This window comes from Pseudomonas sp. P2S-1, assembly GCF_057197725.1.
Genome location: NZ_CM170068.1, coordinates 2,920,612 through 2,945,727, shown reverse-complemented (window position 1 = coordinate 2,945,727; position 25,116 = coordinate 2,920,612). Strand labels below are relative to the sequence as shown.

Below are 25,116 nucleotides of genomic sequence, written 5' to 3'. Positions count from 1 at the left end.
TTGCCAGCGATGAGCATAGGTATCTACACAACTCCCATCATGGTCTATAAAAGAACCGCATGGATTCGAAATGACCGGGCTCGATGCCCGACTGATCAAGCGGTACGACGAGTTAGTGATGGGACATACCAACGCACTGGCGGGCTTGGCCGCCGGAATGAAGGCCCTGCCGCGTAGCGACAGGGCCTTTTCGCAAACACAGGCCATGTGGCGGTTTCTGGGAAACGACCGGGTTAAACCCAGTGATCTGGTGAAACCCTTGCTGGCATTGGCTCATGAGGGATGCAGCGAGGATTGCGATGAGTACGCACTGGTCATGCATGACTGGTCGCGTATCAATTTCATGCACCACCACAGCAAGACTGATCGCCTGCAGATGACCCATAAGGGCGATGTCGGTTACGAACTGCAAAGCAGCCTGCTGGTGAGTGATCGTGATGGATCACCCATCTGCACACCCGCTCAAAACCTGTCGTTCAAGGATGGAATACTCAGCACCCGGACTGATGAACTCATTGCTCATGGCAAGCACATGGACGAGTTGGTGGACCGTGCTGCATGGCTTGAACAGCAAGGCTTTGCCAAACCTTTGGTGCATATCGTCGATCGAGAAGCAGACTCGGTGGGGCATCTGAGGCAACTGCAAGCTGGCAACCATCTTTGGCTGGTGCGAGCCAGGATGAACTCCACGGCTAAGTACCAGGATCGATCGCGCTCAGTGAAGCTCATCGCTGAAGACCTGTCCTTTAGAGCCGCTCGGGACGTCGTTTTCAAGGGAAAGCCGGCGATACAGTGGGTCGCAGAAACAGACGTAGTGCTGACCCGAAAAGCCCAACCAACTGCCAAAAGCAGGGCAGAACGATTCAAGCTCCGCCAGCCAGGAGATCCTCTTCCTGCGCGCCTGGTTGTCAGCCGGGTCATGAGCGAATCGGGAGAACTCTTAGCCACTTGGTATCTGCTGAGCAATGTGGGCGGGAAAGCCAGTGCTGAGCAGATTGCGCTTTGGTACTACTGGCGGTGGCGAATCGAGTCCTACTTCAAACTGCTCAAGGAAGGTGGGCAACAGCTGGAAAGCTGGCAGCAGGAAAGTGGTGAGGCTGTGTTCAAACGACTGCTTATCGCAAGTCAGGCCTGTGCAGTGGCTTGGCGATTGATGCGTGCCGAGGGTCAGTTTGCCGAGCAAACCCGAACATTCCTGGTGCGATTATCTGGCCGCCAGATGAAACGATCCCAGCCTGTGACTGCTTCAGCGTTATTGGCAGGGCTGTACATGCTGTTAGCCATGACAGAAACGCTGGAGCAGTACAGTCCTCAGGAGCTTGCCGCGTTTGCAAATGAAGCTGTTGGCTGGCTACCGAGGCAAAGGCGTTAGAGATGTGTAGATACCCATGCAGCGATGAGGCCGGAACAGGCGCAGAATCAGGTCCTGCAAGGTGCATTTTTCCTCACGCCAAGCGGCGCTTTGCCATACTCCCATGCCCCCGGCGACTGTGGTAACATCCGGCGGTTTCCAAGAGCGCCCAGCGGGGCGTTCTTCACTACGCAGATCCATGGCATAACTCGTTGATTTGTCGTAAGTCGCCGCGCAGGAGGCCCTTCGCGGCGGCGAGCTTCGTTCGTCCCATATGGATGTGACGAAGTTTCACCCGAAAAAGGAATCAGGCTTCTCATGGGCGAACTGGCCAAAGAAATCCTCCCGGTCAATATCGAAGACGAACTGAGACAGTCCTACCTCGACTACGCGATGAGCGTCATTGTCGGGCGTGCACTGCCCGATGCGCGTGATGGCTTGAAGCCCGTGCATCGCCGCGTTCTGTATGCGATGAGTGAACTGGGGAACGACTGGAACAAACCGTACAAGAAATCCGCCCGTGTGGTCGGTGACGTCATCGGTAAGTACCACCCTCACGGCGACACTGCGGTCTACGACACCATCGTGCGTATGGCCCAGCCTTTCTCCCTGCGCTACCTGCTGGTCGACGGCCAGGGCAACTTCGGTTCGGTCGACGGCGACAACGCCGCGGCGATGCGTTACACCGAAGTGCGCATGACCAAGCTGGCCCACGAGCTGCTGGCCGACCTGCACAAGGAAACCGTGGACTGGGTGCCCAACTACGACGGCACCGAGCAGATCCCGGCGGTCATGCCGACCCGTATCCCCAACCTGCTGGTCAACGGCTCCAGCGGTATCGCCGTGGGCATGGCGACCAACATCCCGCCGCACAACCTCGGTGAAGTCATCGACGGTTGCCTGGCGCTGATCGACAACTCCGAGATCACGGTCGACGAACTGATGCAGTTCATCCCGGGCCCGGACTTCCCGACCGCCGGCCTGATCAACGGTCGCCAGGGCATCATCGAGGCCTATCGCACCGGTCGTGGTCGCATCTACATGCGTGCCCGTTCGACCATCGAGGACATCGACAAGGCCGGTGGCCGCCAGCAGATCGTGGTCACCGAGCTGCCGTACCAGCTGAACAAGGCGCGTCTGATCGAGAAGATCGCCGAGCTGGTCAAGGAGAAGAAGCTCGAAGGCATCACCGAGTTGCGCGACGAGTCCGACAAGGACGGCATGCGCGTGGTCATCGAGCTGCGCCGCGGCGAGGTGCCGGAGGTGGTGCTCAACAACCTCTACGCCCAGACCCAACTGCAAAGCGTGTTCGGCATCAACATCGTCGCCCTGATCGACGGTCGTCCGCGCCTGCTCAACCTCAAGGACCTGCTCGAAGCCTTCGTCCGTCACCGCCGCGAAGTGGTGACCCGGCGGACCGTGTTCGAACTGCGCAAGGCGCGTGAGCGCGGGCACATCCTTGAAGGCCAGGCGGTCGCGCTGTCCAACATCGATCCGGTCATCGCCCTGATCAAGGCCTCGCCGACCCCGTCCGAGGCCAAGGAAGCGCTGACCAGCACGCCGTGGGAATCCAGCGCCGTGCAGGTGATGGTCGAACGCGCCGGTGCCGACTCCTGCCGTCCGGAGAACCTCGACGAGCAGTACGGCCTGCGCGACGGCAAGTATTACCTGTCGCCGGAACAGGCCCAGGCGATCCTCGACCTGCGCCTGCACCGCCTGACCGGTCTGGAGCACGAGAAGCTGCTGGCCGAGTACCAGGAGATCCTCAACCAGATCGGCGAACTGATCCGCATCCTCAGCAGCGCCGAGCGCCTGATGGAAGTGATCCGCGAAGAGCTGGAACTGATCCGCGCCGAATACGGCGACGTGCGCCGCACCGAGATCATCGATGCGCGCCTTGATCTGACCCTGGGCGACATGATTCCGGAAGAAGACCGCGTGGTGACCATTTCCCACGGCGGCTACGCCAAGACCCAGCCGCTGGCCGCCTACCAGGCCCAGCGTCGCGGCGGCAAAGGCAAGTCGGCTACCGGCGTCAAGGACGAGGACTACATCTCGCACCTGCTGGTCGCCAACAGCCACACCACGCTGCTGCTGTTCTCCAGCAAGGGCAAGGTGTACTGGCTGAAGACCTACGAAATACCCGAAGCGTCCCGTGCCGCCCGCGGCCGTCCGCTGGTGAACCTGCTGCCGCTGGACGAAGGCGAGCACATCACCACCATGCTGCCGGTCGAGGAATACACCGAGGGTCACTACATCTTCATGGCCACCGCCAACGGTACCGTGAAGAAGACCCCGCTGGAGCAGTTCAGCCGCCAGCGCAGCGTCGGCCTGATCGCCCTGGAGCTGGACGAAGGTGACATCCTGATTTCCGCCTCCATCACCGATGGCGAGCGTGAGGTCATGCTGTTCTCCGACGCTGGCAAGGTGACCCGCTTCAAGGAATCCGATGTCCGCGCCATGGGCCGTACCGCCCGCGGTGTCCGCGGCATGCGCCTGGCCGAAGGGCAGAAGCTGATCTCGATGATCATCCCGGAGGAGGGCAGCCAGATCCTCACCGCCTCCGAGCGTGGCTACGGCAAGCGCACCGCGATCGCCGAGTTCCCCGAGTACAAGCGTGGCGGCCAGGGCGTGATCGCCATGGTCAGCAACGAGCGCAACGGCCGTCTGGTCGGTGCGGTACAGGTGCAGGAAGGCGAGGAGATCATGCTGATTTCCGACCAGGGCACCCTGGTGCGTACCCGTGTCGGCGAAGTCTCCAGCCTGGGTCGCAACACCCAGGGCGTGACCCTGATCAAGCTGGCCAGCGATGAAACCCTGGTTGGCCTGGAGCGGGTCCAGGAGCCTTCCGACGAAGGTGAAGACGACGAGCTGCTGGATGCCGAGGCAGATGGCGACAACCTCGAGGCGCCGCAGGCGGATGCTGCCGGCGAGGAAGAAGCCGTACAGGACTGAGTTGTAGAACGCGTGAAATACGGAAGCGGGGCTGGTCCCCGCTTCCGCCGTTATCTTGAGCAGAGCGAGAGTGGATGTGAGCAAACGAGCCTTTAACTTCTGCGCAGGCCCTGCCGCGCTCCCGGACGCTGTTCTGCAGCGCGCCCAGGCCGAAATGCTGGACTGGAACGGCAAAGGCCTGTCCGTCATGGAGATGAGTCACCGTAGCGACGACTACGTGGCCATCGCCGAGCAGGCCGAACAGGACCTGCGCGACCTGCTGTCCATCCCCTCGAACTACAAGGTGCTGTTCCTCCAGGGCGGCGCCAGCCAGCAGTTCGCCGAGATTCCGCTGAACCTGCTGCCCGAGAACGGCACTGCCGACTACATCGAGACCGGCATCTGGTCGAAGAAGGCCATCGAGGAAGCGCGTCGCTTCGGCAACGTCAATGTCGCCGCCTCGGCCAAGCCCTATGACTTCCTGGCCATTCCCGGTCAGAACGAGTGGAAGCTGACCCCGGGTGCCGCCTACCTGCACTACGCCTCCAACGAAACCATCGGTGGCCTGCAGTTCGACTGGGTACCGGAAGCCGGTGATGTTCCGCTGGTGGTCGACATGTCCTCGGACATCCTCTCCCGTCCGGTCGATATCTCGCAGTTCGGCCTGATCTACGCTGGTGCGCAGAAGAACATCGGCCCGAGCGGCCTGGTGGTGGTGATCGTCCGTGAAGACCTGCTGGGTCGTGCCCGCAGCGCCTGTCCGACCATGCTCGACTACAAGATCGCCGCCGACAACGGCTCGATGTACAACACCCCGGCCACCTACTCCTGGTACCTGTCCGGCCTGGTCTTCCAGTGGCTGAAGGAGCAGGGCGGTGTCGCCGCGATGGAGCAGCGCAACCGGGCCAAGAAAGAGCTGTTGTACGGCTTCATCGACAAGAGCGATTTCTACAGCAACCCGATCAGCGTCAACGCCCGTTCGTGGATGAACGTGCCGTTCCGCCTGGCCGACGAGCGCCTGGACAAGGCCTTCCTCGCCGGTGCCGACGCCCGCGGCCTGCTCAACCTCAAGGGTCACCGTTCGGTCGGCGGCATGCGTGCCTCGATCTACAACGCCCTGGGCCTGGAGGCCGTGGAAGCGCTGGTGGGCTACATGGCCGAATTCGAGAAGGAACATTCCTGATGTCCGAACAGGAACTCAAGGCGCTGCGGGTACGCATCGACAGCCTCGACGAGAAGATCCTCGAACTGATCAGCGACCGTGCCCGCTGTGCTCAGGAAGTGGCGCGGGTCAAGATGGGTTCCCTGGCCGAAGGCGAGGTGCCGGTGTTCTACCGGCCCGAGCGCGAGGCGCAGGTGCTCAAGCGGGTCATGGAGCGCAACCAGGGGCCCCTCGGCAACGAGGAAATGGCCCGTCTGTTCCGCGAAATCATGTCTTCTTGCCTGGCGCTGGAGCAGCCGCTGAAAGTGGCTTATCTCGGCCCTGAGGGTACCTTCACCCAGGCTGCGGCGATGAAGCACTTCGGGCATGCGGTGATCAGCAAGCCGATGGCGGCGATCGATGAAGTGTTCCGCGAAGTGGCCGCCGGTGCGGTCAACTTCGGCGTGGTGCCGGTGGAAAACTCCACCGAGGGTGCGGTCAACCACACCCTCGACAGCTTCCTCGAGCACGACATGGTCATCTGTGGTGAAGTCGAGCTGCGCATCCATCATCACCTGCTGGTGGGCGAGAACACCAAGACCGACAGCATCACCCGCATCTATTCCCACGCCCAGTCCCTGGCCCAGTGCCGCAAGTGGCTGGACGCGCACTACCCGAACGTCGAGCGCGTCGCGGTGGCGAGCAATGCCGAGGCGGCCAAGCGGGTCAAGGGCGAGTGGAACTCCGCGGCCATTGCCGGCGACATGGCGGCCGGCTTGTACGGCCTGACCCGCCTGGCCGAGAAGATCGAGGACCGTCCGGACAACTCCACCCGGTTCCTGATGATCGGCAACCAGGAAGTCCCGCCGACCGGCGACGACAAGACCTCGATCATCGTCTCCATGAGCAACAAGCCGGGCGCGCTGCACGAACTGCTGGTGCCCTTCCACGAGAACGGCATCGACCTGACCCGTATCGAGACCCGTCCGTCGCGCAGCGGTAAATGGACCTACGTCTTCTTCATCGATTTCGTCGGCCATCACCGCGATCCGCTGATCAAGGCCGTGCTGGAGAAGATCAGCCAGGAAGCGGTCGCCCTGAAAGTGCTGGGTTCCTACCCGAAAGCGGTGCTTTGAGGCGTGATGAAGCGTGATGTTTTGAACAGGGTCCAAGCGCAGTGATTGAAGTCGAAACGCAAAAAGGCGGTCCGCTGATCGGCCGCCTGGTCGTCGTGGGTCTGGGCCTGATCGGTGGCTCCTTCGCCAAGGGCGTGCGCGAAAGCGGCCTGTGTCGCGAGGTGGTCGGCGTCGACCTGGATCCGCAGTCGCGCAAGCTGGCGGTGGAGCTGGGTGTGGTCGACCGCTGCGAGGACGACCTCGAGGCCGCCTGCGTCGGTGCCGACGTGATCCAGCTGGCGGTGCCGATCCTGGCCATGGAGAAGGTGCTGGCCCGTCTGGCCAGCATGGACCTCGGCCAGGCGGTGCTGACCGATGTCGGCAGCGCCAAGGGCAACGTGGTCCGCGCTGCCCGTGCAGTCATGCCGGAGCGCCTGGCGCGCTTCGTGCCCGGTCACCCGATCGCCGGCTCCGAACAGAGCGGGGTGGAGGCCTCCAATGCCGAGCTGTTCCGTCGGCACAAGGTGATCCTCACGCCGCTGGCCGAGACCGATGCCGAGGCGCTGGCCGTGGTCGACCGCCTGTGGCGTGCGCTGGACGCGGATGTCGAGCATATGCAGGTCGAGCGTCACGACGAAGTCCTGGCTGCGACCAGCCATCTTCCTCATCTCTTGGCGTTCGGTCTGGTCGATTCCTTGGCCAAGCGCAATGAAAACCTCGATATCTTCCGCTACGCTGCCGGCGGTTTCCGCGATTTCACGCGGATTGCAGGCAGCGACCCGGTCATGTGGCATGACATTTTTCTCGCCAATCGCGAGGCGGTCCTGCGCACACTGGACACTTTTCGCAGCGACCTCGACGCTTTGCGCGATGCGGTCGATGCAGGGGATGGGCACCAGCTGTTGGGCGTTTTCACACGCGCCCGGGTTGCCCGCGAGCATTTCAGTAAAATCCTGGCCCGCCGGGCCTATGTGGACGCTATGAACTCCAACGACCTGATTTTCCTGGCACAACCTGGTGGACGCCTGTCCGGACGCATTCGTGTTCCTGGCGACAAGTCGATTTCCCACCGTTCGATCATGCTCGGCTCCCTGGCCGAGGGCACCACTGAAGTCGAAGGCTTCCTCGAGGGCGAAGACGCCCTGGCGACCTTGCAGGCCTTCCGTGACATGGGTGTGGTGATCGAAGGTCCGCACCATGGTCGCGTGACGATTCACGGCGTCGGCCTCAATGGCCTGAAACCGCCACCTGGCCCGATCTACCTGGGCAATTCCGGTACCTCGATGCGCCTGCTCTCCGGCCTGCTGGCTGCGCAGAGCTTCGACACCGTGCTGGCCGGCGACGCCTCGTTGTCCAAGCGCCCGATGAATCGCGTCGCCAACCCGCTGCGGGAAATGGGTGCGGTCATCGAAACCGCCGAGCAGGGTCGCCCACCGATGACCATTCGTGGCGGGCACGCGCTCAAGGCGCTGACCTACACGCTGCCGATGGCCAGTGCCCAGGTCAAATCCTGCCTGCTGCTGGCCGGCCTGTACGCCGAAGGCAAGACCACCGTCACCGAGCCGGCCCCGACCCGCGACCACACCGAGCGCATGCTGCGTGGCTTCGGCTACGAAGTGAATGTCGACGGTCCGACCGCTTCGCTGGTCTCCGGCGGCAAGCTGACCGCGACCCATATCGAAGTGCCGGCGGATATCTCCTCGGCGGCCTTCTTCCTGGTGGCGGCGTCGATTGCCGAGGGTTCCGAACTGGTGCTGGAGCACGTCGGCATCAACCCGACCCGTACCGGCGTGATCGACATCCTGCGCCTGATGGGCGGCGACATCACCCTGGAAAACCAGCGTGAAGTCGGCGGCGAGCCAGTGGCTGACCTGCGTGTTCGCGGCGCGAAGCTGAAAGGCATCGAGATCCCCGAGCACCTGGTGCCGCTGGCGATCGATGAATTCCCCGTGCTGTTCGTCGCTGCCGCCTGTGCCGAAGGGCGCACCGTGCTGCGCGGCGCCGAAGAGCTGCGGGTCAAGGAATCCGACCGTATCCAGGTCATGGCCGATGGCCTGCTGGCCCTGGGCGTGAAGTGCGAGCCGACTGCCGACGGTATCATCATCGATGGCGGCGTGATCGGTGGTGGCGAAGTCCATGGTCATGGGGACCACCGCATCTCCATGGCCTTCAGCGTCGCTTCGCTGCGCGCCACCGCGCCGATCCGCATCCATGACTGCGCCAACGTCGCCACTTCGTTCCCGAACTTCCTCGCCCTGTGCGCCGAAGTCGGCATCCGCGTTGCTGAAGAGGGCAAATCGTGAACCTGCAAGCGCCGGTCATCACCATCGACGGCCCGAGCGGCTCGGGCAAAGGCACGGTAGCTGGCCTGCTGGCCCGTCGCCTGGGCTGGAACCTGCTGGATTCCGGCGCCTTGTATCGCCTGCTGGCGTTCGCTGCGGGCAACCACGGCGTCGACCTGACCAACGAAGAACTGCTCAAGGCCCTGGCCGCCCATCTGGACGTGCAGTTCCTCGCCGCGGACGAAGGCCAGTTGCAGCGCATCATTCTCGAGGGCGACGATGTCAGCAATGACATCCGCAACGAGCAGGTCGGTGCCGGTGCCTCCCAGGTCGCCGCGCTGCCGGCGGTACGCGAGGCGCTGCTGCAGCGCCAGCGTGCGTTCCGCGAGGCGCCGGGCCTGATCGCCGATGGCCGGGACATGGGCACCGTGGTGTTTCCTGATGCGCCGCTGAAGATTTTCCTGACCGCCAGCGCGGAGGAGCGAGCACGTCGCCGTTACCTCCAGTTGAAGGCGAAAGGCGATGATGTTAGTCTGTCGAGTCTGCTGGATGAGATTCGTGCACGCGATGAGCGTGATACCCAGCGCTCGGTGGCCCCGCTCAAGCCGGCGGCCGACGCGATACAGCTGGATTCCACGGAGCTGTCCATCGAGCAGGTGCTGGAACGCATTCTGAGTGAAGTCGCCCTGCGCGACATCACCGGATGACCCGGGAAGGCTGCAGGATTACCAGTCAACGTCCTGCAGGCGACCCTTACTATGAACGAAACCCACATTGTCTGGAGTGTGGCTGATGGGCGGATTTATCGCCCGAATCTACAGGAATTAAAATGAGCGAAAGCTTTGCAGAACTCTTTGAAGAAAGCCTGAAAACCCTCAACCTTCAACCAGGTGCGATCATCACCGGTATCGTTGTCGATATCGACGGTGACTGGGTTACTGTCCACGCTGGTCTGAAATCCGAGGGCGTCATCCCGCTCGAGCAGTTCTACAACGAAGCTGGCGAGCTGACCATCAAGGTCGGTGACGAAGTTCACGTTGCGCTGGACGCGGTGGAAGACGGCTTTGGCGAAACCAAACTGTCCCGTGAAAAAGCCAAGCGCGCCGAGTGCTGGATTGTTCTGGAAGCAGCTTTCGCCGCCGAAGAAGTGGTCAAGGGCGTTATCAACGGTAAGGTTAAAGGCGGCTTCACTGTCGACGTTAACGGTATCCGTGCGTTCCTGCCGGGCTCCCTGGTTGATGTCCGCCCAGTGCGCGACACCACCCACCTCGAAGGCAAAGAGCTGGAATTCAAGGTCATCAAGCTGGACCAGAAGCGCAACAACGTTGTCGTTTCCCGTCGCAGCGTCCTGGAAGCCGAAAACAGCGCCGAGCGCGAAGCTCTGCTGGAATCGCTGCAGGAAGGCCAGCAGGTCAAGGGTATCGTCAAGAACCTCACCGACTACGGCGCATTTGTCGACCTGGGCGGCGTGGACGGCCTGCTGCACATCACCGACATGGCCTGGAAGCGTATCAAGCACCCATCGGAAATCGTCAACGTTGGCGACGAGATCGATGTCAAGGTTCTGAAGTACGATCGCGAGCGCAACCGCGTTTCGCTGGGTCTGAAGCAACTGGGCGAAGACCCATGGGTTGCTATCAAGGCTCGTTACCCAGAAAGCACCCGCGTCATGGCGCGCGTCACCAACCTGACCGACTACGGCTGCTTCGCTGAGCTGGAAGAAGGCGTTGAAGGCCTGGTGCACGTTTCCGAAATGGACTGGACCAACAAGAACATCCACCCGTCGAAAGTCGTTCAGGTTGGCGACGAAGTGGAAGTCATGGTTCTGGACATCGACGAAGAGCGTCGTCGTATCTCCCTGGGCATCAAACAGTGCAAGTCGAACCCATGGGAAGACTTCTCTGGCCAGTTCAACAAGGGCGACAAGATCTCCGGTACCATCAAGTCGATCACCGATTTCGGTATCTTCATTGGTCTGGACGGCGGCATCGACGGCCTGGTTCACCTGTCGGACATCTCCTGGAACGAAGTCGGCGAAGAAGCCGTACGTCGCTTCAAGAAGGGCGACGAGCTGGAAACCGTCATCCTGTCGGTTGACCCGGAGCGCGAGCGCATCTCCCTGGGCATCAAGCAGCTGGAAGACGATCCGTTCTCCAACTACGTGTCCATCAACGACAAGGGTGCCATCGTCAAGGGTGTCGTCAAAGAAGTCGACGCCAAAGGCGCCGTCATCACCCTGGCCGACGATATCGAAGCCACTCTGAAAGCTTCCGAAATCAGCCGTGACCGCGTTGAAGATGCGCGTAACGTCCTGAAGGAAGGCGAAGAGATCGAAGCCAAGATCATCAGCGTTGACCGCAAGTCCCGCAATATCAGCCTCTCCATCAAGTCGAAAGACGTTGAGGAAGAGAAAGAAGTCATGCAGAGCATCGCCAAGGCTCCAGAAGCCACTGGCGCCACTCTGGGCGACCTGCTGCGTGCGGCACAGGCCAAACAGAACTAAGTTCTGCTTGATCAAAAAAAGGCGACTTCGGTCGCCTTTTTTTATGCCTGAAATTTCAGTCGGTTAAGCGTAGCCCCCGTAGCTGCTGGCTTTGCGGGGCGGGTCGGCATTTTTCGACTCTCGGGATTTCGTGCAAGTCAAGAAGCGTACTGTTCAAATTCATCAAGCCGTGCTACAACCAATGGAGGCAATGACCTAGCTGCTTGATACAGAAGGGAAAAACATGACGAAGTCGGAGCTGATCGAACGCATTGTCACCCATCAGGGGTTGCTCTCGTCCAAGGACGTGGAGCTGGCAATCAAGACCATGCTTGAGCAGATGTCCCAATGCCTGGCCACGGGGGATCGTATCGAGATCCGCGGGTTTGGCAGTTTCTCGCTGCATTATCGTGCGCCTAGGGTGGGGCGTAACCCGAAGACCGGGCAGTCCGTGGAGCTTGATGGCAAGTTCGTGCCGCATTTCAAGCCGGGGAAGGAGTTGCGGGATCGGGTGAATGAGGAGGAGGTTCATGACTAATGGTGCGACGGAAGGAGTAGCCTGTGCGGAACTTTAGCCGTTTTTTCTTGGTCGTACTGACGTTGGTGGTTGGTCTTGTAGCCTTTATTTTCGCCTTGGAAAACCAGCAGCCAGTCAGTCTGGCGATTGTTGGTTGGTCTTCCCCTGTGTTGCCTGTATCAGTGCTAGTGCTTTTAGCGTTTGTTTTGGGGGCGTTGAGTGGCGCTGTTTTTCTAGCGGGGTTGCGGCTTCGCAAGGGCAGGGTGCGGTCTGACTGATTTTCGTGATTGATAGCAGTCAGTTAATGCTTGTTGTAGAGGTTGGCTGTTTTCAGGGGTTTGATCAGTATTTTGTTTCAGTAATCTATAACTAATAATAATTAAATGCCAACCGAGATGGGAATGAGTTGATAGATGCAAAATGACGTCAGCAAGGTTTTTTCAGAGCAGGAGGCCAATATTCTTGATGTTGTCTGGGTATTGTGGCGCTCAAAAATCATTATTTTGGTGTTTTCCTTCCTGGGGGTGCTGGCGGCTGCAGGTTATATTTTCTCAGAGCGGACGCTCTACGAAGCGAGGGTATTTGTGCTTCCCCCCACGCAGAATGGCATTGCCGACTTGAACTATGGGCGGACGCGCGAGAGTGAGTTGATACCTTTCAGCGTGAAAGATGTTTATGACGTTTTTCTGCGCAATTTGCAGGCAGAGTCCCTCAGGCGTGATTTTTTTACCCGCTACTACCTGCCGTCATTGAGTGATTCCGAAAGAAAAGCTCCGCTCGACAGCCTGTATTCTGAATTTTCACAAAGCCTGGTAGTGTCTGGGGATGCAAAGGCGTCTCCTGACGGATATTCGTTGACCCTCCGCGGCGAAGATCCTGCCGTCATTTCCGATTGGGTTCACCTTTACATCCAGAGTGCAGAAGATACTGCCAGGAAGGAAGTTATCAAGAACGCCTCACGTGAAGCGGAAGTGCGTGCTCGCAATTTGAATCAGCAAATTGTGGCATTACGTGAGCGGGGGCAAAGATCTCGCGAGGATCTCGTTATCCAGTTGCAAGAGGCTTTGAAGATCGCGCAAAGCATTGGTCTCGAGAATCCACCGATCCTGTCGGGTGGTCTGGGGGGAGAAGTGTCAGCGGATATGGGCGGGCAATTGACCTATATGCGCGGTTCTCGTGCCCTGCGAGCCGAAATCGAGAATCTGCAGCGCCGTCAGTCGGATGATCCATTCATTCCTGGTTTGCGCGCCCTGCAGGTCAAATACAGTCTGTTCAACAGCTTTGAGGTTGCGCCGGAGAATGTATCTGTCTACCGCCAGGATGGGCCTATCGAAATTCCCGATACGCCAGTGCGGGTAAAGGTAGGATTGATTCTGGCGATCGGATTGTTGTTGGGTTGTGTCTTGGGTGTGATAGTTGCGCTGGGTCGATGGCTGTTTAAAATCGCCCGAAAATAGATAGTTGGCCAGCTTTGTCAAGTCTTGAAATGCAAGGGATTGATGTCACACTGCCGCAGGGACTCGGATGCGACGGGATCCCAAGCATGGATTACAGTTCAAGGACGGATTCTGGCGGCCCTGATCTTCTTCGAAAAATTACTGCTTGGGAGCGTGTGTCCGAATAATCTATTTTTCGAAGGCGGGCATTACATTGAGCGGCTATTTTGAGGTACCCGACAGACCCTCCGGGGACGAGCTGGACTTTTGGGCGCTATTCCAGTCGCTCTGGAGGCAGAAACTCATCGTTGGAGGGTTTATGCTAGTGGCCGGGGCTTGCTCCGTTGGTTACGCCATGCTCAGCACACCCATCTTTCAGGCCCACAGTATCCTGAAGTCTGCACCGATCAACGAACTCGATGCACTTAACCGGTCGGAGGTCTACACCCTCCCACCCGCTGCTGCGTTGGCGAGGATTGCTTCTTCGCTAGGTTCGTATGAGATGCGTTTGAGCTTCTTCCGTGATAACCAGCAGCTGTTTGCCCCTTATATTATCCCGAATCAATCGATCGAGCAGAGCTTTGATGCGTTCAACAGAAGCGTCATGGCTTTGGATGCGCTTGATGTGGACAAGGACGCTGCCGACTTCGCCCGAGCTGTCAGTCTGACCCTTGATTATCCGAAAGGGGTGGAGGGTGCCTTCATCCTCAACAAGTTCGTCGACTATGTAATAGATGTTGAGCGCAAGCATATCTCGGCTGACGTCAGTGCGTTGATCAAGAATCGACTGGCCGAAATCCAGGGCAAGATCGATGCGGCCCGTGCAAGCTATCAGATGGACAAAGAAGCCAGGATCGCCGCGCTGACCGAAGCTGATAACGTGAGGAGGGCTCGCCTTCAGGACGAATTGAGTGCGTTGAGGGTGCAGCTCAAGTTGCTGCGCGCTGATCGCGTCGCGGTTTTGAATGAGGCCATCTCGATTGCTCGTAGTCTGGGTATCAGGAAACCTGCTACGCAGTCCTCATTGGCCGAGGAGGCGATGCCCGGTTCGGGTAGTGTCATCAAGACTGAGGTCAACAGCCAGCAGGCGCCCCTGTATTTTATGGGGACCGATGCGCTGGAGGCAGAGCTGGCCACACTTCGCGCGCGCAAATCCGATGACTTTGTGACATCGCGAACCTCGGAAATCGCTAAGGAACTGCAAATGTTGCAGGTCAACCGAGAGGTTGAGGGACTGAAGGCGCGCCACAGCGAGGACCTGTTCCTCGACAACGTTCAGCCCTTGCACGCGGAGGCTGCGCGCCTTCGGAGCTTGAGCACCGATTTTAGTCAGGTACAACTGGTTACGATCGATCAGCGCGCGCTACCGTCGGAGAGTCCGGTCAAGCCGCGCCGCGCTTTGATCGTACTCGCAGGTCTTATTGTGGGCTTGGGGCTGGGGCTTCTGGTCGCGTTTGCTCGCTATCAGGTCCAGTACATGCGAATCCGCTCCCTCAGGTCTGCTCCTCCTCGAGTGCTGGAGGCTCAGGACCCGCTCTTGCGTCCGGCGGAAACGGTAAGGATCGAGTGAGTGCGCGTTTGCCCTGGTGGGCTGCGTTTTTACAATGCGCTCGGTGGGTTAGATACGTATAATCCCTGCGGCCATAAATCGACAGGCCTATAGGTAACGGCCTGGTTTTCTGGCCAGCTCAAACATGCTGAGGCGTGGCCGTATGACATCAATGTCTATACGGCTCGCCGTATTTCAGACGCATTGCGGTATGACTTCCATCAAGGCTGTACTTATATCTCGGGCGCGCCCGCCATCCAATGGACGCGGCTAGCATTGGAACGGATTAGCCCCCAAGGCGTAGGGAAGCAGAATGTGTGGAATGTAAATGATTATCAAGCAGAGGTTGCCAGGATGGAAGCTGGGGCGGAAAAATGAATCTGATTAATCTTGTTGAAGTTCAGATTCTCGGCGATGAGCGTGGTCACCTGAACGTTCTTGAGGCGAACAGGAATATTCCGTTCGATATCCGACGTGTCTACTACCTCACCGGCACCCAGCCAGGCGTCGCACGCGGTTTCCATGCCCACAAGGAACTGGAGCAAATGGCAGTCTGCGTCGCCGGGAGCTGCCGCATGATCATGGATGATGGCCGTCGTTCGGAGGAGGTCATACTGGACTCTCCGGCCAAAGTGCTGCATGTCGGCAAGATGGTCTGGCACGAGATGCACGATTTTACCGAGGACTGCGTTCTGCTGGTCCTGGCCAACGACTACTACGATGAGAGCGATTACATTCGCAGTTACGAGCAGTTCCTGCAGGCCGTTGGCAGTGCCTGAGGAACTGGCGTCGTCCCCTCTACATGCGCTCATCAAGTACCCGGTGCGGGCACTTGTCGACGCGCTCCCTGGCGATTGATCCTTGCCCAGGAAAACCGGAAAAGTTATCAGGATGGTATCCCATGGTTGAATTCCTCGATTTGAAATCAATTAACAAACTCGATCGCGAGGCAATGATTGAAGCCTGCACTCGTGTAATTGATTCAGGCTGGTACATCTCCGGCAAGGAGCTCGCAAGCTTTGAGCGCGAATTCGCCGAGTTTTGCGGTACGCAGTTCTGCATTGGCGTCGCCAACGGGCTCGACGCACTGATCCTTACTCTGCAAGCATGGAAGCAGCTTGGCTTGCTGGTCGAAGGTGATGAGGTGATCGTTCCAGCCAATACCTATATTGCCAGCATTCTGGCAATCAGCCAGAACCAACTGGTGCCGGTTTTGGTCGAGCCGAACGAGGGAAGCTTCAACCTGTGTCCAATAGCTGCCGAGGCGGCCATCACCGACAAGACCCGGGTTATCCTCGCGGTGCATCTCTATGGTCAATTGGCAGACATGCCTGCATTGAGCAGCCTGGCGAAGCGCAAAAATCTGCTGTTGCTGGAGGACTCGGCACAATCCCACGGCGCCGCCATCGGCGGTCGTCGCGCGGGCAACTGGGGTGATGCCTCAGGCTTCAGTTTCTATCCGGGGAAGAACCTGGGAGCCTTGGGTGATGGCGGGGCGATCACCACCAATGATGCCAAGCTGGCGGAAACATTGCGGGCACTGCGTAATTACGGCTCCCATGAGAAGTACAAGAATCTTTTCAAGGGTGTCAACAGTCGGCTCGACGAACTTCAGGCTGCCGTGTTGAGTGTCAAGCTGAAGTCATTGGACGAACAAACCCAGCGTCGCCGGGAAATCGCACAGCAGTATCTGCAAGGCATCGATAATCCGCTGATCAAGCTACCTGTGGTCGATGCCGGCAGTGTGCTTGATTACCATCAGCACGCTTGGCACTTGTTCGTGATTCGCAGCGAACATCGTGAGGCGCTACAGAAGCATCTGTCGGACAACGGTGTACAGACGCTGATCCATTATCCGATTCCGCCACATAAACAACAGGCGTATGCGGAGTGGAACACGCTGTCTTTCCCGTTGACCGAGCGTCTGCATGAAGAAGTGCTCAGCTTGCCCATGGGGCCAACGCTGTCCGGCGAGGAGGCCGAGCAGGTCGTGGCTGCCTGCAACAGCTTCAGCGTGGCCAGTGTTAAATGACATTTCTGAAGACTAGTTTGTTAAACGGCATAGCCGTTCTTTTCAAACTGCTCACCTTGCTGGGTATCAACAAGATCCTGGCGGTCTACGTGGGGCCGGCCGGTTACGCGGCATTGGGTCAGTTTCAGAATGCCGTACAGATGATCACCACCTTTGGTTCCGGGGCGATCAATACTGGCGTGACGAAGTACACGGCTGAATACGATGGTGATGAAGAAAAGCAGCACCGGGTCTGGTCTACGGCGGGCACCATCGTATTTTCCAGCTCTGTCGTCGTCGGGCTTTTGATCGCGCTGTTCAACCGGAGTCTGGCAGCTTGGTTCCTCAAGGATGAGGCTTACGGCGGCGTGTTTCTCTGGTTCGCTGCGTCGCTGCTGCTGTTTACCCTGAACGCCATGCTTCTGGCGATTCTGAACGGCAAGAAGGACATTCCCCGTTACGTGCTGGCGAACATTTCAGGCAGTGTTTTCGCCTTGCTCGTGACTGCGGTCATGACCGTGATGTTCGGACTTTATGGCGCATTGGTAGCGTTGGCCATCTATCAGTCTCTCGCGTTTTTTGTGACCCTGCTCCTCTGCATCAAAGCGCCCTGGTTCCGTATCGCTTCTCTATTTGGCCGGATCGACAAGACGACTGCGCTGAATCTGGGCAAGTTCACCTTGATGGCGCTGGTCTCGGCGATTGTAGTGCCGCTCTCGCAGATTCTCGTGCGTAACCACCTTGGAGAGCATCATGGTTGGGTGGCGGCAGGATACTGGGAGGCCAGTTGGCGTCTGAGTACCGCTTACCTGATGGTGCTGACTACGACGTTGAGTGTGTATTTCCTGCCGCGATTTTCAGAGATCAAGTCTGCTCGCGAACTGACGTCGGAAGTACTGCTGGGCTACAAGTTCATTGTTCCTGCAACGATCGTGATAGGCGTCGTCCTGTATGCGCTGAGAGACTGGGTGGTGGTCATCCTGTTCAGTTCTGAATTCTATGAGATGCGAGATCTTTTTTTCTGGCAGATCATAGGTGACACGCTAAAGGTCTTGAGCTGGGTACTGGCCTACGTCATGACCGCGCGAGCACTCTGGAAGCCTTATATTATCGGTGAACTGTTGTTTGGTGCGTCGTTCTATGGCTGGGTCGTTGTGTTTGATCAATACGGTGCGGTGGGGGCGACCATGGCCCATGCCATGAACTACCTGTTGTACTTTATTTTTGTTTTCGTAGTGCTGAAGAGACACAAGGTGTTTTCTTTGAAGGCGGATGACGATAAACGATTCGCTGGTGAAAAGTCTTAGTCCAGCAATGACGTGACAGGTGGTGTCCTTTCATCCATTGCTTCAGGGAGTATTAAAGCGTGAAGATATTGCTCATTGGTGAGTACAGTGGCTTGCATAAGGAATTGAAAGGTGCGCTCACCGCCTTGGGGCATGAGGTGACGCTGGCCGCTGCCAGCGATTTCTGGAAGAAATTCGAAGCCGATATCAACCTTGGATACGGCTCTAATATCTACAGTTATAAAGCACGTCAATTGATCCTGCCTTTCTTAAAGATGAAGGCGTTTCGCGGATACGACGTGGTGCACCTGATCAATTTTTATGTATTTCCGCGCCTGCCTTATCTGAATCTTCTCTTCGCCAAATATCTGAAGCGGCATAACAAAGTGGTTACGCTCTCCGGGTCGGGGGATGATCCGTTCTTCGTAAGGTATTCCGAAGAAACAATGCGCTATAGTCCAATCCCTTGGCACGAAAAATACGATCGCAACGAGCCTTATTATATGAGGGGCAAGTCTCACCTTAAGGCGATGCATGACTATATGCAATGTGTCGATGGGGTAATACCGATCATGTTCGAGTATTACTCCACCTTTTGTGCTGCGGGGTACAAGGAAAAAATTTCCGAGCCTGTTCCCATTCCGATTTCGGTAGAAAGAATTCCGTTTGCCGAGAACCGCGAAGCCGATGGCAAGTTGGTGTTCTTTCATGGCTTGAATCGCCGAGGATTCAAAGGAACCTTCCTGGTAGAGAAGGCGTTTGACCGCCTGCAGTCCAAATACCCTAACGACGTAGAGTGCTGCATCAAAGGGCATATGCCGTTCGACCAATACATGGCGTTGTTGTCCAAGGTCAACGTCTCAGTGGATCAAGTGTTTTCCTATAGCTTGGCGATGAATGCGCTGTACTCCATGGCTCAAGGAAAAGTCGTTGCCGGTGGCGCGGAGCCCGAGTCTTCGATCCTGTACGGCGGTGAGTTGCCACCTATCTACAACCTGCCGGGTGAGCAGGCAGGGCTGGACCAGGCACTGGAAAAAATCCTGGATGAGCGCGAGAGTATCGGCGAACGCTCGATTGCCTCGCGCGAGTTCGTAGTGAAGCACCACTCCCCGATCAAGGTGGCGGAGGCTTACCTAAATTACTGGAGCCGCTTCCTGTGATCTACGTCTTGTTCCTCGCGATCATCGTATTTTTCAAGGTGATGTTTTTTGCCTTCTACGTATTCAACCCGCAGAGCTTATTTAGAGGCGGAAACGATGCGGATTATTACGATTCCTATGCGCGGGGAACAAATTATCCGACGTCCAGCATCTGGCCGGATTTCTTACGTGCCCTCAATGACCTGGGACTTTACTCACGAGAGGGTGTCAGCTTCGTAATGATGTTGTTGGGGGTAATAGCCATTCCGCTGCTGGTTACCCGCCTGTCCATGTTGCGTGGCTCAATTGCCAATAATCGGATTTGCGTGATCGCGGCAATTGTGGTCAGTTTCTATCCGACACTTTTTTATTACACGCTGGATATTTATCGCGATGTCCTCATGGTGTTCCTGTTTCTGGTCGGATTGGTCGGAATCAAGGCGTTCACCGAAAGCCGCTCGCCAGCCGGCCTCTTGGGCAGCAGCCTGATGGTTGTCGTTGTCGCTGTGGTACTATTTTTGTTTCGTGGGTATCTGGGGTTCGCGTTTTTGCTGGCATTTTTCTGCTTCCGTTATGTGAGGTTTTCGAAGTTCTCGCTCATGGGGCATGTGGCGCCGATGTTGATTGGTTTGAATGTTCTGTTCGCCGCGGGGGCGCTGAGACCCGTGCTTAACTATCGAAGCCTGTTCAACGAGGTACAGAGTGCTACGAATCTAGGCATTCAATTCGACTCGGCTTCCCGATTCATACCTGACTTCATGAATAGTCTGCTGTCTCAACTTTTTGGGTTTTTCTATCCGAATCTGAGTTCTGTAATCGCATTCGCCCTAGAGAGCGTGCCCTTCTGTCTCGGATTCTTTTATCTGGTGAGGAATCGCAGGTTTTCCAACAGCCTTGTGGACTTCATCGTGGTCTTCTCCATTATCTACTCGATCATCTGGTTGCTCGGTAACGACAACCTGGGCACGGCAATGCGCTTGCGCATGTACAGCTACGTCGGTGTGCTCATTGCATGTACCATCGTTTATCAGCGCAAAGCTTATTTCTTCAAGGTATCGGCGCTTCAGCAGGTCGCTGCGAATAGCGATTCGCCTGGCAGGTAGCGTTTTTTCTTCCTGCTTGTGAGTACAAGGTTTAATGAGGACTCTCATGAATATAGCTATCACTGGTGCCAGCGGATTTATCGGACGATTGCTCACTGATGAGCTTGACGCTCTCGGTGACAAAGTTGTTCGACTCTCGAGAATCGCCGGCGACGGCGATTCGGTGATCAAGGGTGACCTGACCGAAGCGTCTGGCGCGCTGGATGATTTCGTCGCGAATGCAGAGGTCATTTATCACTGTGCGGGGGAGATCAAGAACCCCAAGCTCATGTATTCGTTGCATGTCAGGGGAACGGCAAATCTTCTGGCAGCCGTGCAACGGAGAATCCGACGCGACGGCAAACCCGTGCATTGGGTTCAACTCAGCAGTACCGGCGCTTATGGCAAGCAAAGCGACAGAGCAATTGTCGACGAGTCATTCCAACCAGAGCCTGCTGGTGAGTATGAAGTGACCAAAACCATTGCCGATGAGATGGTCCTGGCCCTGGCGCAAAGTGAACCGCTGTTCACCTGTACTTTGGTACGGCCGTCGATTGTCGTGGGTGCGAGCATGCCCAATCGATCGTTCTTTCAGCTTGCCATGATGGTCAGGAAGAAAATGTTCTTCTACATAGGCAACAGGACGATCAACACGTTCACCTACGTCCATGTCGATGATGTCGTGCGCGCCTTGATTGCCTGTGGGCGTGACCCTCGCGCTGCCGGAGAAACATTTATCCTTTCTGCGGATTGCCTGCAACAGAAGGTCATACAGGCTATCGCTGCGTGGGCGGGAGTTTCCGAACCCGTCTTTGGCGTTCCTGAGAAGTTGCTGCGCCTGCTACTGGGAGTGATTCCGTCCAGCATCCGCCTGCCGCTGACCAGTGAGCGTGTCGATGCGCTTACTAAAACGGGAGGCTTCGATAGCCGTCATATCGGCGAGCGACTGGATTTCAGGTTCTTGCACGATATTCCGCAGAGCGTACCTGCCATTTTGGCGGGTGAACAGAACGAACGATCGAGTCAAGGATGAGGCCGGCAGGATGACCAAGAAGAAGATCTGTATAGTCGCTACGGTTCCCGTAGCCCTGCGCGTTTTCATGCTGGAGCATATCCGCGCGCTATCAAGCTATTATGATATTACGCTGATGGCCAACGCTGAACGCTCTGAAATGGAGAACCTGTTTAGCGAGAACGTCAGATTTGTCCCGCTGCCTATCCAGAGAAAAGTGTCCCTTCTGAGTGACGTTATTTCGCTCTGGCAAGTTTACCGAATGTTTCGCAAAGAGCGCTTCGATTGTGTTTTCTCGATCATGCCCAAATCCGGTCTGCTCTCCATGGTTGCGGCCTTTGTAGCCAGGGTTCCGCATAGAATTCACATGTTTACTGGCCAGGTCTGGTTTACCAAGTCAGGCATCGTCAGGGCCGGTCTCAAGTTTCTTGACAAGGTACTGGCATGGAGCGCCACTGATGTGCTCGCCGATAGTCCTTCGCAGCGACAATTTCTGATCGACAACAAGATAGTCGATGCGCGGAAAATATCGGTGCTGGGCAAAGGCTCTATCAGCGGCGTGGATATCAGTCGCTTCAAGCCTGATGCCCTCGCGCGGCTAAAATATCGGCAGGAACTGGGCATTATCGGGGACGCCGTGGTCTTCCTGTTCATGGCACGTCTGACCCATGTAAAAGGAATATTGGAGTTGGGCCGTGCTTTCAGTGACGTCGCGCGGGAAATGCCAAATGCTCATTTACTGGTCATCGGACCGGATGAGGACGGAGTCGAGGGCGATTTGCTACGGATGCTCGAGCCTTTCAAATCGCGTGTCCACCGCGTAGGTTACACCTACGATCCGGAGGGCTATATGGCTGCGGCTGACGTGTTCTGCATCCCGAGTTACCGCGAAGGCTTCAGTCTTGCCACTATCCAAGCTGCGGGCGTGGGCCTGCCGGCAATAGCGTCGCACATCTATGGACTCAGCGACGCCGTTCAGCGGGATATGACCGGCATTTTTCACGAGCCCGGTAACCTTGCTGAAATGATCGAAGCGCTGAAAAAGATGTATTTCGACGAACATCTCAGGGCCCGGCTTTCAAGGCAGGCTCATGAGCGAGCGCATTCGGAATTTTCCCAGGATGTTATCGTGAACGAAATGGTCGCGTTCATCCGAAAACGCCTTAAATGAACGTGAAAAAGGCCTTTGGGCCCCTGCTTGGATTGAAAATGACATGAAACGTCTTCTCGATATCATCGTTTCCCTGGCTGCATTGCTTGTCCTTTCCCCAGTCATCGCGATTGTGGCGTGGAAGATAAGAAAGAACCTCGGTTCGCCAGTATTGTTCCGCCAGACTCGTCCAGGGAAAAACGGAAAGCCGTTCGAAATGATCAAGTTTCGAAGTATGCGTGATGCAGTGGACGAGCACGGCACGCCACTGCCGGACGCCGAGCGGATGACGCCTTTTGGTTCTTTTCTGCGTGCCTCCAGCCTGGACGAGTTACCCGGGCTGTGGAATGTACTGAAGGGCGACATGAGTTTGGTGGGGCCGCGCCCTTTGCTTATGGAGTATTTGCCGCTCTACTCCGCTGAACAGTATCGCCGGCACGAAGTGCGTCCCGGTGTGACGGGCTGGGCTCAGGTAAACGGGAGAAATGCCTTGAGCTGGGAAGAAAAATTCAAGCTGGATGTCTGGTATGTCGACAATCGTTCTTTGATGTTGGATATCAGGATACTGTTCATGACAGCGTCGAAAGTCGTCAAGCGAGATGGGATCAGCGCGGCGGGTGAGGCGACCATGTCCAGATTCACCGGTAACCGCTCGTGAGTCGCCTGGCTATTCTGGGCGCCAGCGGACACGGAAAAGTGGTTGCTGACATTGCAGAGTGTTGTGGTTGGCAAGAACTGGCGTTCTTTGATGATGCCTGGCCAGCCCGCTCCCTCAATGGCGTTTGGCCAATTATCGGCAATACCGAATCGTTGCTCGCGAGACTCCACGAGTTCGATGGCGTGATCGTCGGAATAGGCAACAACAGGATCCGCCACGAAAAAATGCAGATGCTGATGGAGGCGGGAGCCCGCCTCATATCGCTGGTGCATCCGCATGCCATCGTCAGTCGTCATGCAGTGGTCGGAACAGGCAGCGTGGTAATGGCAGGGGCTGTGATCAACGTCAGTACGGTTGTAGGTCGTGGTGTGATATTGAACACTTCAAGCAGCGTGGATCACGATTGCTCGCTGGGTGATTTCGTGCATGTGAGTCCTGGGGCGAATCTCGCCGGCGGAGTGGAGGTCGGTCAGCACGCTTGGATTGGTATCGGGGCGAGCGTTCGCCAACTGGTAAAGATTGGTGCGGGTGTAGTCGTCGGCGCCGGAGCTGCCGTGGTCGGCGACGTTGCCGATGGGATTACCGTTGTGGGTGTTCCTGCACGTCCCCTATAGTGCGCAGCAGGAAAGTACTCTAGTCATTCATGCGATAAGTTAACGGGTAAACAAGATGTTAAATACGCCATTTTCGCCCTGGCCGTCTTTTTCCGAAGAAGAAGCTGACGCGGTGCGGGACGTGATTCTGTCCAACAAGGTGAATTACTGGACAGGGCAGGAATGCCGACAGTTTGAAGCCGAGTTTGCGGCATGGTCGGAATGTGAATACGCCGTTGCTGTAGCGAACGGTACCGTTGCACTTGACCTGGCTTTGAAAGCCTTGGACATTGGTGCCGGTGACGAAGTAATCGTTACCTCGAGAACATTCCTTGCTTCCGTTTCCTCTATCGTGAATGCCGGTGCTGTTCCCGTCTTTGCCGATGTTGACGAATCCACTCAAAACATTACTCCTGAGTCCATTCGTGCAGTGATGACTGAACGAACGCGTGCCATCATCTGTGTCCATCTCGCTGGCTGGCCGTGCGATATGGATCCGATCATGGACATCGCCCGCGCGCATGACCTGAAGGTCATCGAGGATTGCGCCCAGGCCCATGGTGCGCGATACAAAGGACGGTCCGTGGGTTCCATTGGACACGTCGGCGCCTGGTCGTTCTGTCAGGACAAGATCATGACCACTGGCGGTGAAGGTGGCATGGTTACAACCAACGACCGAGCCTTGTGGTCCGCCATGTGGTCCTATAAGGACCACGGGAAGAGCTGGGAGTCGGTTTATAGCAAGCAGCATCCTCCAGGTTTCAGGTGGCTTCATGACAGTTTCGGCACCAACTGGCGGATGATCGAAACCCAGGCGGCCATCGGGCGCATCCAGCTCGGCAGGATGTCGGCCTGGCAGGCCACACGTCTCGCCAATGCACAGCGCATCTGGGCTGTTGCCCGTGACCTCCAAGGTCTGCGGGTGCCTGTCGTACCTGCGGACATCGTGCATGCGGCATACAAATGCTACGTCTTCGTAGAGCCAGAAGCTCTGAGCCAAGGCTGGGATCGGGATCGTATCGCCAGCGAGATCAATGCGTTAGGTGTTCCTTGCTTCTCCGGATCGTGCTCCGAGGTCTATCTGGAAAAGGCTTTTGACGACACTGGCTGGAGGCCTGCAAAACGTCTCCCCGTCGCCAGGACCTTGGGTGACACCAGCCTCATGTTTCTAATTCATCCAACCCTTACCGAAGAAGAAATTGACAAGACTTGTCAGGCTCTTCGCAGTGTTTTGCTGGCCGCGACGCACTAGCGCCAATTTCCCGGCGAGGAGTTGTCCTCGCCGGGATGATTGGCTGCAATATACTGACTTACACGGATTTCTGACCTCAGGACCCCTTCGTCCGTTCCGCCTTGTTCTGATTACAGCAGAGTGAGC

Annotated in this window: 21 protein-coding genes; all 21 read left to right on the top strand. The window is 57.3% G+C overall.

Translation table 11 applies throughout. The annotated features are described in order from the left end of the window. Positions 1-70 precede the first annotated feature (70 nt). The 21 genes from AC2CQI_RS12890 to AC2CQI_RS12790 all read left to right on the top strand — a co-directional run bounded on the left by AC2CQI_RS12890 (position 71) and on the right by AC2CQI_RS12790 (position 24,990). Positions 71-1,372 carry a transposase gene (locus AC2CQI_RS12890; RefSeq protein ID WP_484578524.1) on the top strand — a complete coding sequence of 434 codons (1,302 nt, stop codon included), beginning with the start codon at positions 71-73 and terminating at the stop codon, positions 1,370-1,372. 297 nt (positions 1,373-1,669) lie between these two features. Next, positions 1,670-4,306: a DNA gyrase subunit A gene (gene gyrA / locus AC2CQI_RS12885; protein WP_484580367.1), complete on the top strand. Its 2,637-nt coding sequence runs from the start codon at positions 1,670-1,672 to the stop codon at positions 4,304-4,306. A 76-nt stretch (positions 4,307-4,382) separates the two neighbouring features. Then, complete coding sequence (gene serC, locus AC2CQI_RS12880) at positions 4,383-5,468, top strand: 3-phosphoserine/phosphohydroxythreonine transaminase (RefSeq protein ID WP_484580366.1); 1,086 nt, start codon at positions 4,383-4,385, stop codon at positions 5,466-5,468. Beyond that, positions 5,468-6,562 (top strand): prephenate dehydratase, encoded by a 1,095-nt coding sequence (gene pheA / locus AC2CQI_RS12875; protein WP_009407557.1) that lies wholly within the window; start codon positions 5,468-5,470, stop codon positions 6,560-6,562. Before serC ends, pheA begins: the two co-directional genes overlap by 1 nt. A gap of 74 nt (positions 6,563-6,636) precedes the next feature. Continuing rightward, positions 6,637-8,844, top strand: coding sequence for a bifunctional prephenate dehydrogenase/3-phosphoshikimate 1-carboxyvinyltransferase (locus tag AC2CQI_RS12870; protein ID WP_484580615.1), 2,208 nt, complete (start codon positions 6,637-6,639; stop codon positions 8,842-8,844). Next, complete coding sequence (gene cmk, locus AC2CQI_RS12865; RefSeq protein WP_178392002.1) at positions 8,841-9,530, top strand: (d)CMP kinase; 690 nt, start codon at positions 8,841-8,843, stop codon at positions 9,528-9,530. Before AC2CQI_RS12870 ends, cmk begins: the two co-directional genes overlap by 4 nt. A gap of 122 nt (positions 9,531-9,652) precedes the next feature. Next, positions 9,653-11,326 (top strand): 30S ribosomal protein S1, encoded by a 1,674-nt coding sequence (rpsA, locus tag AC2CQI_RS12860; RefSeq protein ID WP_075803798.1) that lies wholly within the window; start codon positions 9,653-9,655, stop codon positions 11,324-11,326. Between the two features lie 223 nt (positions 11,327-11,549). Next, complete coding sequence (gene ihfB, locus AC2CQI_RS12855; RefSeq protein ID WP_075803799.1) at positions 11,550-11,843, top strand: integration host factor subunit beta; 294 nt, start codon at positions 11,550-11,552, stop codon at positions 11,841-11,843. Between the two features lie 23 nt (positions 11,844-11,866). Continuing rightward, positions 11,867-12,100, top strand: coding sequence for a lipopolysaccharide assembly protein LapA domain-containing protein (locus tag AC2CQI_RS12850; protein WP_484580365.1), 234 nt, complete (start codon positions 11,867-11,869; stop codon positions 12,098-12,100). A gap of 135 nt (positions 12,101-12,235) precedes the next feature. After that, positions 12,236-13,279, top strand: coding sequence for a Wzz/FepE/Etk N-terminal domain-containing protein (locus AC2CQI_RS12845; protein WP_484580364.1), 1,044 nt, complete (start codon positions 12,236-12,238; stop codon positions 13,277-13,279). A gap of 145 nt (positions 13,280-13,424) precedes the next feature. Beyond that, a complete protein-coding gene (locus tag AC2CQI_RS12840) occupies positions 13,425-14,828 on the top strand; it encodes a Wzz/FepE/Etk N-terminal domain-containing protein (protein WP_484580363.1) in 1,404 nt (467 codons plus the stop codon). 353 nt (positions 14,829-15,181) lie between these two features. Then, positions 15,182-15,586, top strand: coding sequence for a sugar 3,4-ketoisomerase (locus AC2CQI_RS12835; RefSeq protein ID WP_075803803.1), 405 nt, complete (start codon positions 15,182-15,184; stop codon positions 15,584-15,586). A gap of 122 nt (positions 15,587-15,708) precedes the next feature. Then, positions 15,709-16,839 carry a DegT/DnrJ/EryC1/StrS family aminotransferase gene (locus AC2CQI_RS12830; RefSeq protein WP_075803804.1) on the top strand — a complete coding sequence of 377 codons (1,131 nt, stop codon included), beginning with the start codon at positions 15,709-15,711 and terminating at the stop codon, positions 16,837-16,839. Next, the gene (locus AC2CQI_RS12825; protein WP_484580362.1) at positions 16,836-18,125 is read left to right on the top strand and encodes an O-antigen translocase; all 1,290 of its coding nucleotides are present in this window, start codon (positions 16,836-16,838) and stop codon (positions 18,123-18,125) included. Before AC2CQI_RS12830 ends, AC2CQI_RS12825 begins: the two co-directional genes overlap by 4 nt. Positions 18,126-18,184: 59 nt before the next feature. Further along, positions 18,185-19,264 carry a glycosyltransferase family protein gene (locus AC2CQI_RS12820; RefSeq protein ID WP_484580361.1) on the top strand — a complete coding sequence of 360 codons (1,080 nt, stop codon included), beginning with the start codon at positions 18,185-18,187 and terminating at the stop codon, positions 19,262-19,264. Next, entirely contained in the window at positions 19,261-20,346 is a 1,086-nt protein-coding gene (locus tag AC2CQI_RS12815; protein ID WP_484580360.1) for a hypothetical protein, read from the top strand. The genes AC2CQI_RS12820 and AC2CQI_RS12815 overlap by 4 nt, the downstream gene beginning before the upstream one ends. Before the next feature lie 46 nt (positions 20,347-20,392). After that, positions 20,393-21,358: an NAD-dependent epimerase/dehydratase family protein gene (locus tag AC2CQI_RS12810; RefSeq protein ID WP_484580359.1), complete on the top strand. Its 966-nt coding sequence runs from the start codon at positions 20,393-20,395 to the stop codon at positions 21,356-21,358. Positions 21,359-21,368: 10 nt separating this feature from the next. Then, positions 21,369-22,508, top strand: coding sequence for a glycosyltransferase family 4 protein (locus AC2CQI_RS12805; protein ID WP_484580358.1), 1,140 nt, complete (start codon positions 21,369-21,371; stop codon positions 22,506-22,508). Between the two features lie 43 nt (positions 22,509-22,551). Further along, the gene (locus AC2CQI_RS12800; RefSeq protein WP_484580357.1) at positions 22,552-23,145 is read left to right on the top strand and encodes a sugar transferase; all 594 of its coding nucleotides are present in this window, start codon (positions 22,552-22,554) and stop codon (positions 23,143-23,145) included. Beyond that, on the top strand, positions 23,142-23,759 hold the full coding sequence (locus AC2CQI_RS12795) for an acetyltransferase (protein WP_484580356.1): 618 nt from the start codon (positions 23,142-23,144) through the stop codon (positions 23,757-23,759). The genes AC2CQI_RS12800 and AC2CQI_RS12795 overlap by 4 nt, the downstream gene beginning before the upstream one ends. A 55-nt stretch (positions 23,760-23,814) precedes the next feature. Next, complete coding sequence (locus AC2CQI_RS12790; RefSeq protein WP_484580355.1) at positions 23,815-24,990, top strand: DegT/DnrJ/EryC1/StrS family aminotransferase; 1,176 nt, start codon at positions 23,815-23,817, stop codon at positions 24,988-24,990. The last annotated feature ends 126 nt before the right edge of the window (positions 24,991-25,116 follow it).

What these genes read in the sequence shown, in the direction of transcription:
- AC2CQI_RS12890 (WP_484578524.1), top strand. Translation starts at nt 71, where the DNA reads ATGACCGGGCTCGATGCCCGACTGATCAAGCGGTACGACGAGTTAGTG.
- gyrA (WP_484580367.1), top strand. Translation starts at nt 1,670, where the DNA reads ATGGGCGAACTGGCCAAAGAAATCCTCCCGGTCAATATCGAAGACGAA.
- pheA (WP_009407557.1), top strand. Translation starts at nt 5,468, where the DNA reads ATGTCCGAACAGGAACTCAAGGCGCTGCGGGTACGCATCGACAGCCTC.
- rpsA (WP_075803798.1), top strand. Translation starts at nt 9,653, where the DNA reads ATGAGCGAAAGCTTTGCAGAACTCTTTGAAGAAAGCCTGAAAACCCTC.
- ihfB (WP_075803799.1), top strand. Translation starts at nt 11,550, where the DNA reads ATGACGAAGTCGGAGCTGATCGAACGCATTGTCACCCATCAGGGGTTG.
- AC2CQI_RS12845 (WP_484580364.1), top strand. Translation starts at nt 12,236, where the DNA reads ATGCAAAATGACGTCAGCAAGGTTTTTTCAGAGCAGGAGGCCAATATT.
- AC2CQI_RS12835 (WP_075803803.1), top strand. Translation starts at nt 15,182, where the DNA reads ATGAATCTGATTAATCTTGTTGAAGTTCAGATTCTCGGCGATGAGCGT.
- AC2CQI_RS12830 (WP_075803804.1), top strand. Translation starts at nt 15,709, where the DNA reads ATGGTTGAATTCCTCGATTTGAAATCAATTAACAAACTCGATCGCGAG.
- AC2CQI_RS12825 (WP_484580362.1), top strand. Translation starts at nt 16,836, where the DNA reads ATGACATTTCTGAAGACTAGTTTGTTAAACGGCATAGCCGTTCTTTTC.
- AC2CQI_RS12810 (WP_484580359.1), top strand. Translation starts at nt 20,393, where the DNA reads ATGAATATAGCTATCACTGGTGCCAGCGGATTTATCGGACGATTGCTC.
- AC2CQI_RS12805 (WP_484580358.1), top strand. Translation starts at nt 21,369, where the DNA reads ATGACCAAGAAGAAGATCTGTATAGTCGCTACGGTTCCCGTAGCCCTG.
- AC2CQI_RS12800 (WP_484580357.1), top strand. Translation starts at nt 22,552, where the DNA reads ATGAAACGTCTTCTCGATATCATCGTTTCCCTGGCTGCATTGCTTGTC.
- AC2CQI_RS12790 (WP_484580355.1), top strand. Translation starts at nt 23,815, where the DNA reads ATGTTAAATACGCCATTTTCGCCCTGGCCGTCTTTTTCCGAAGAAGAA.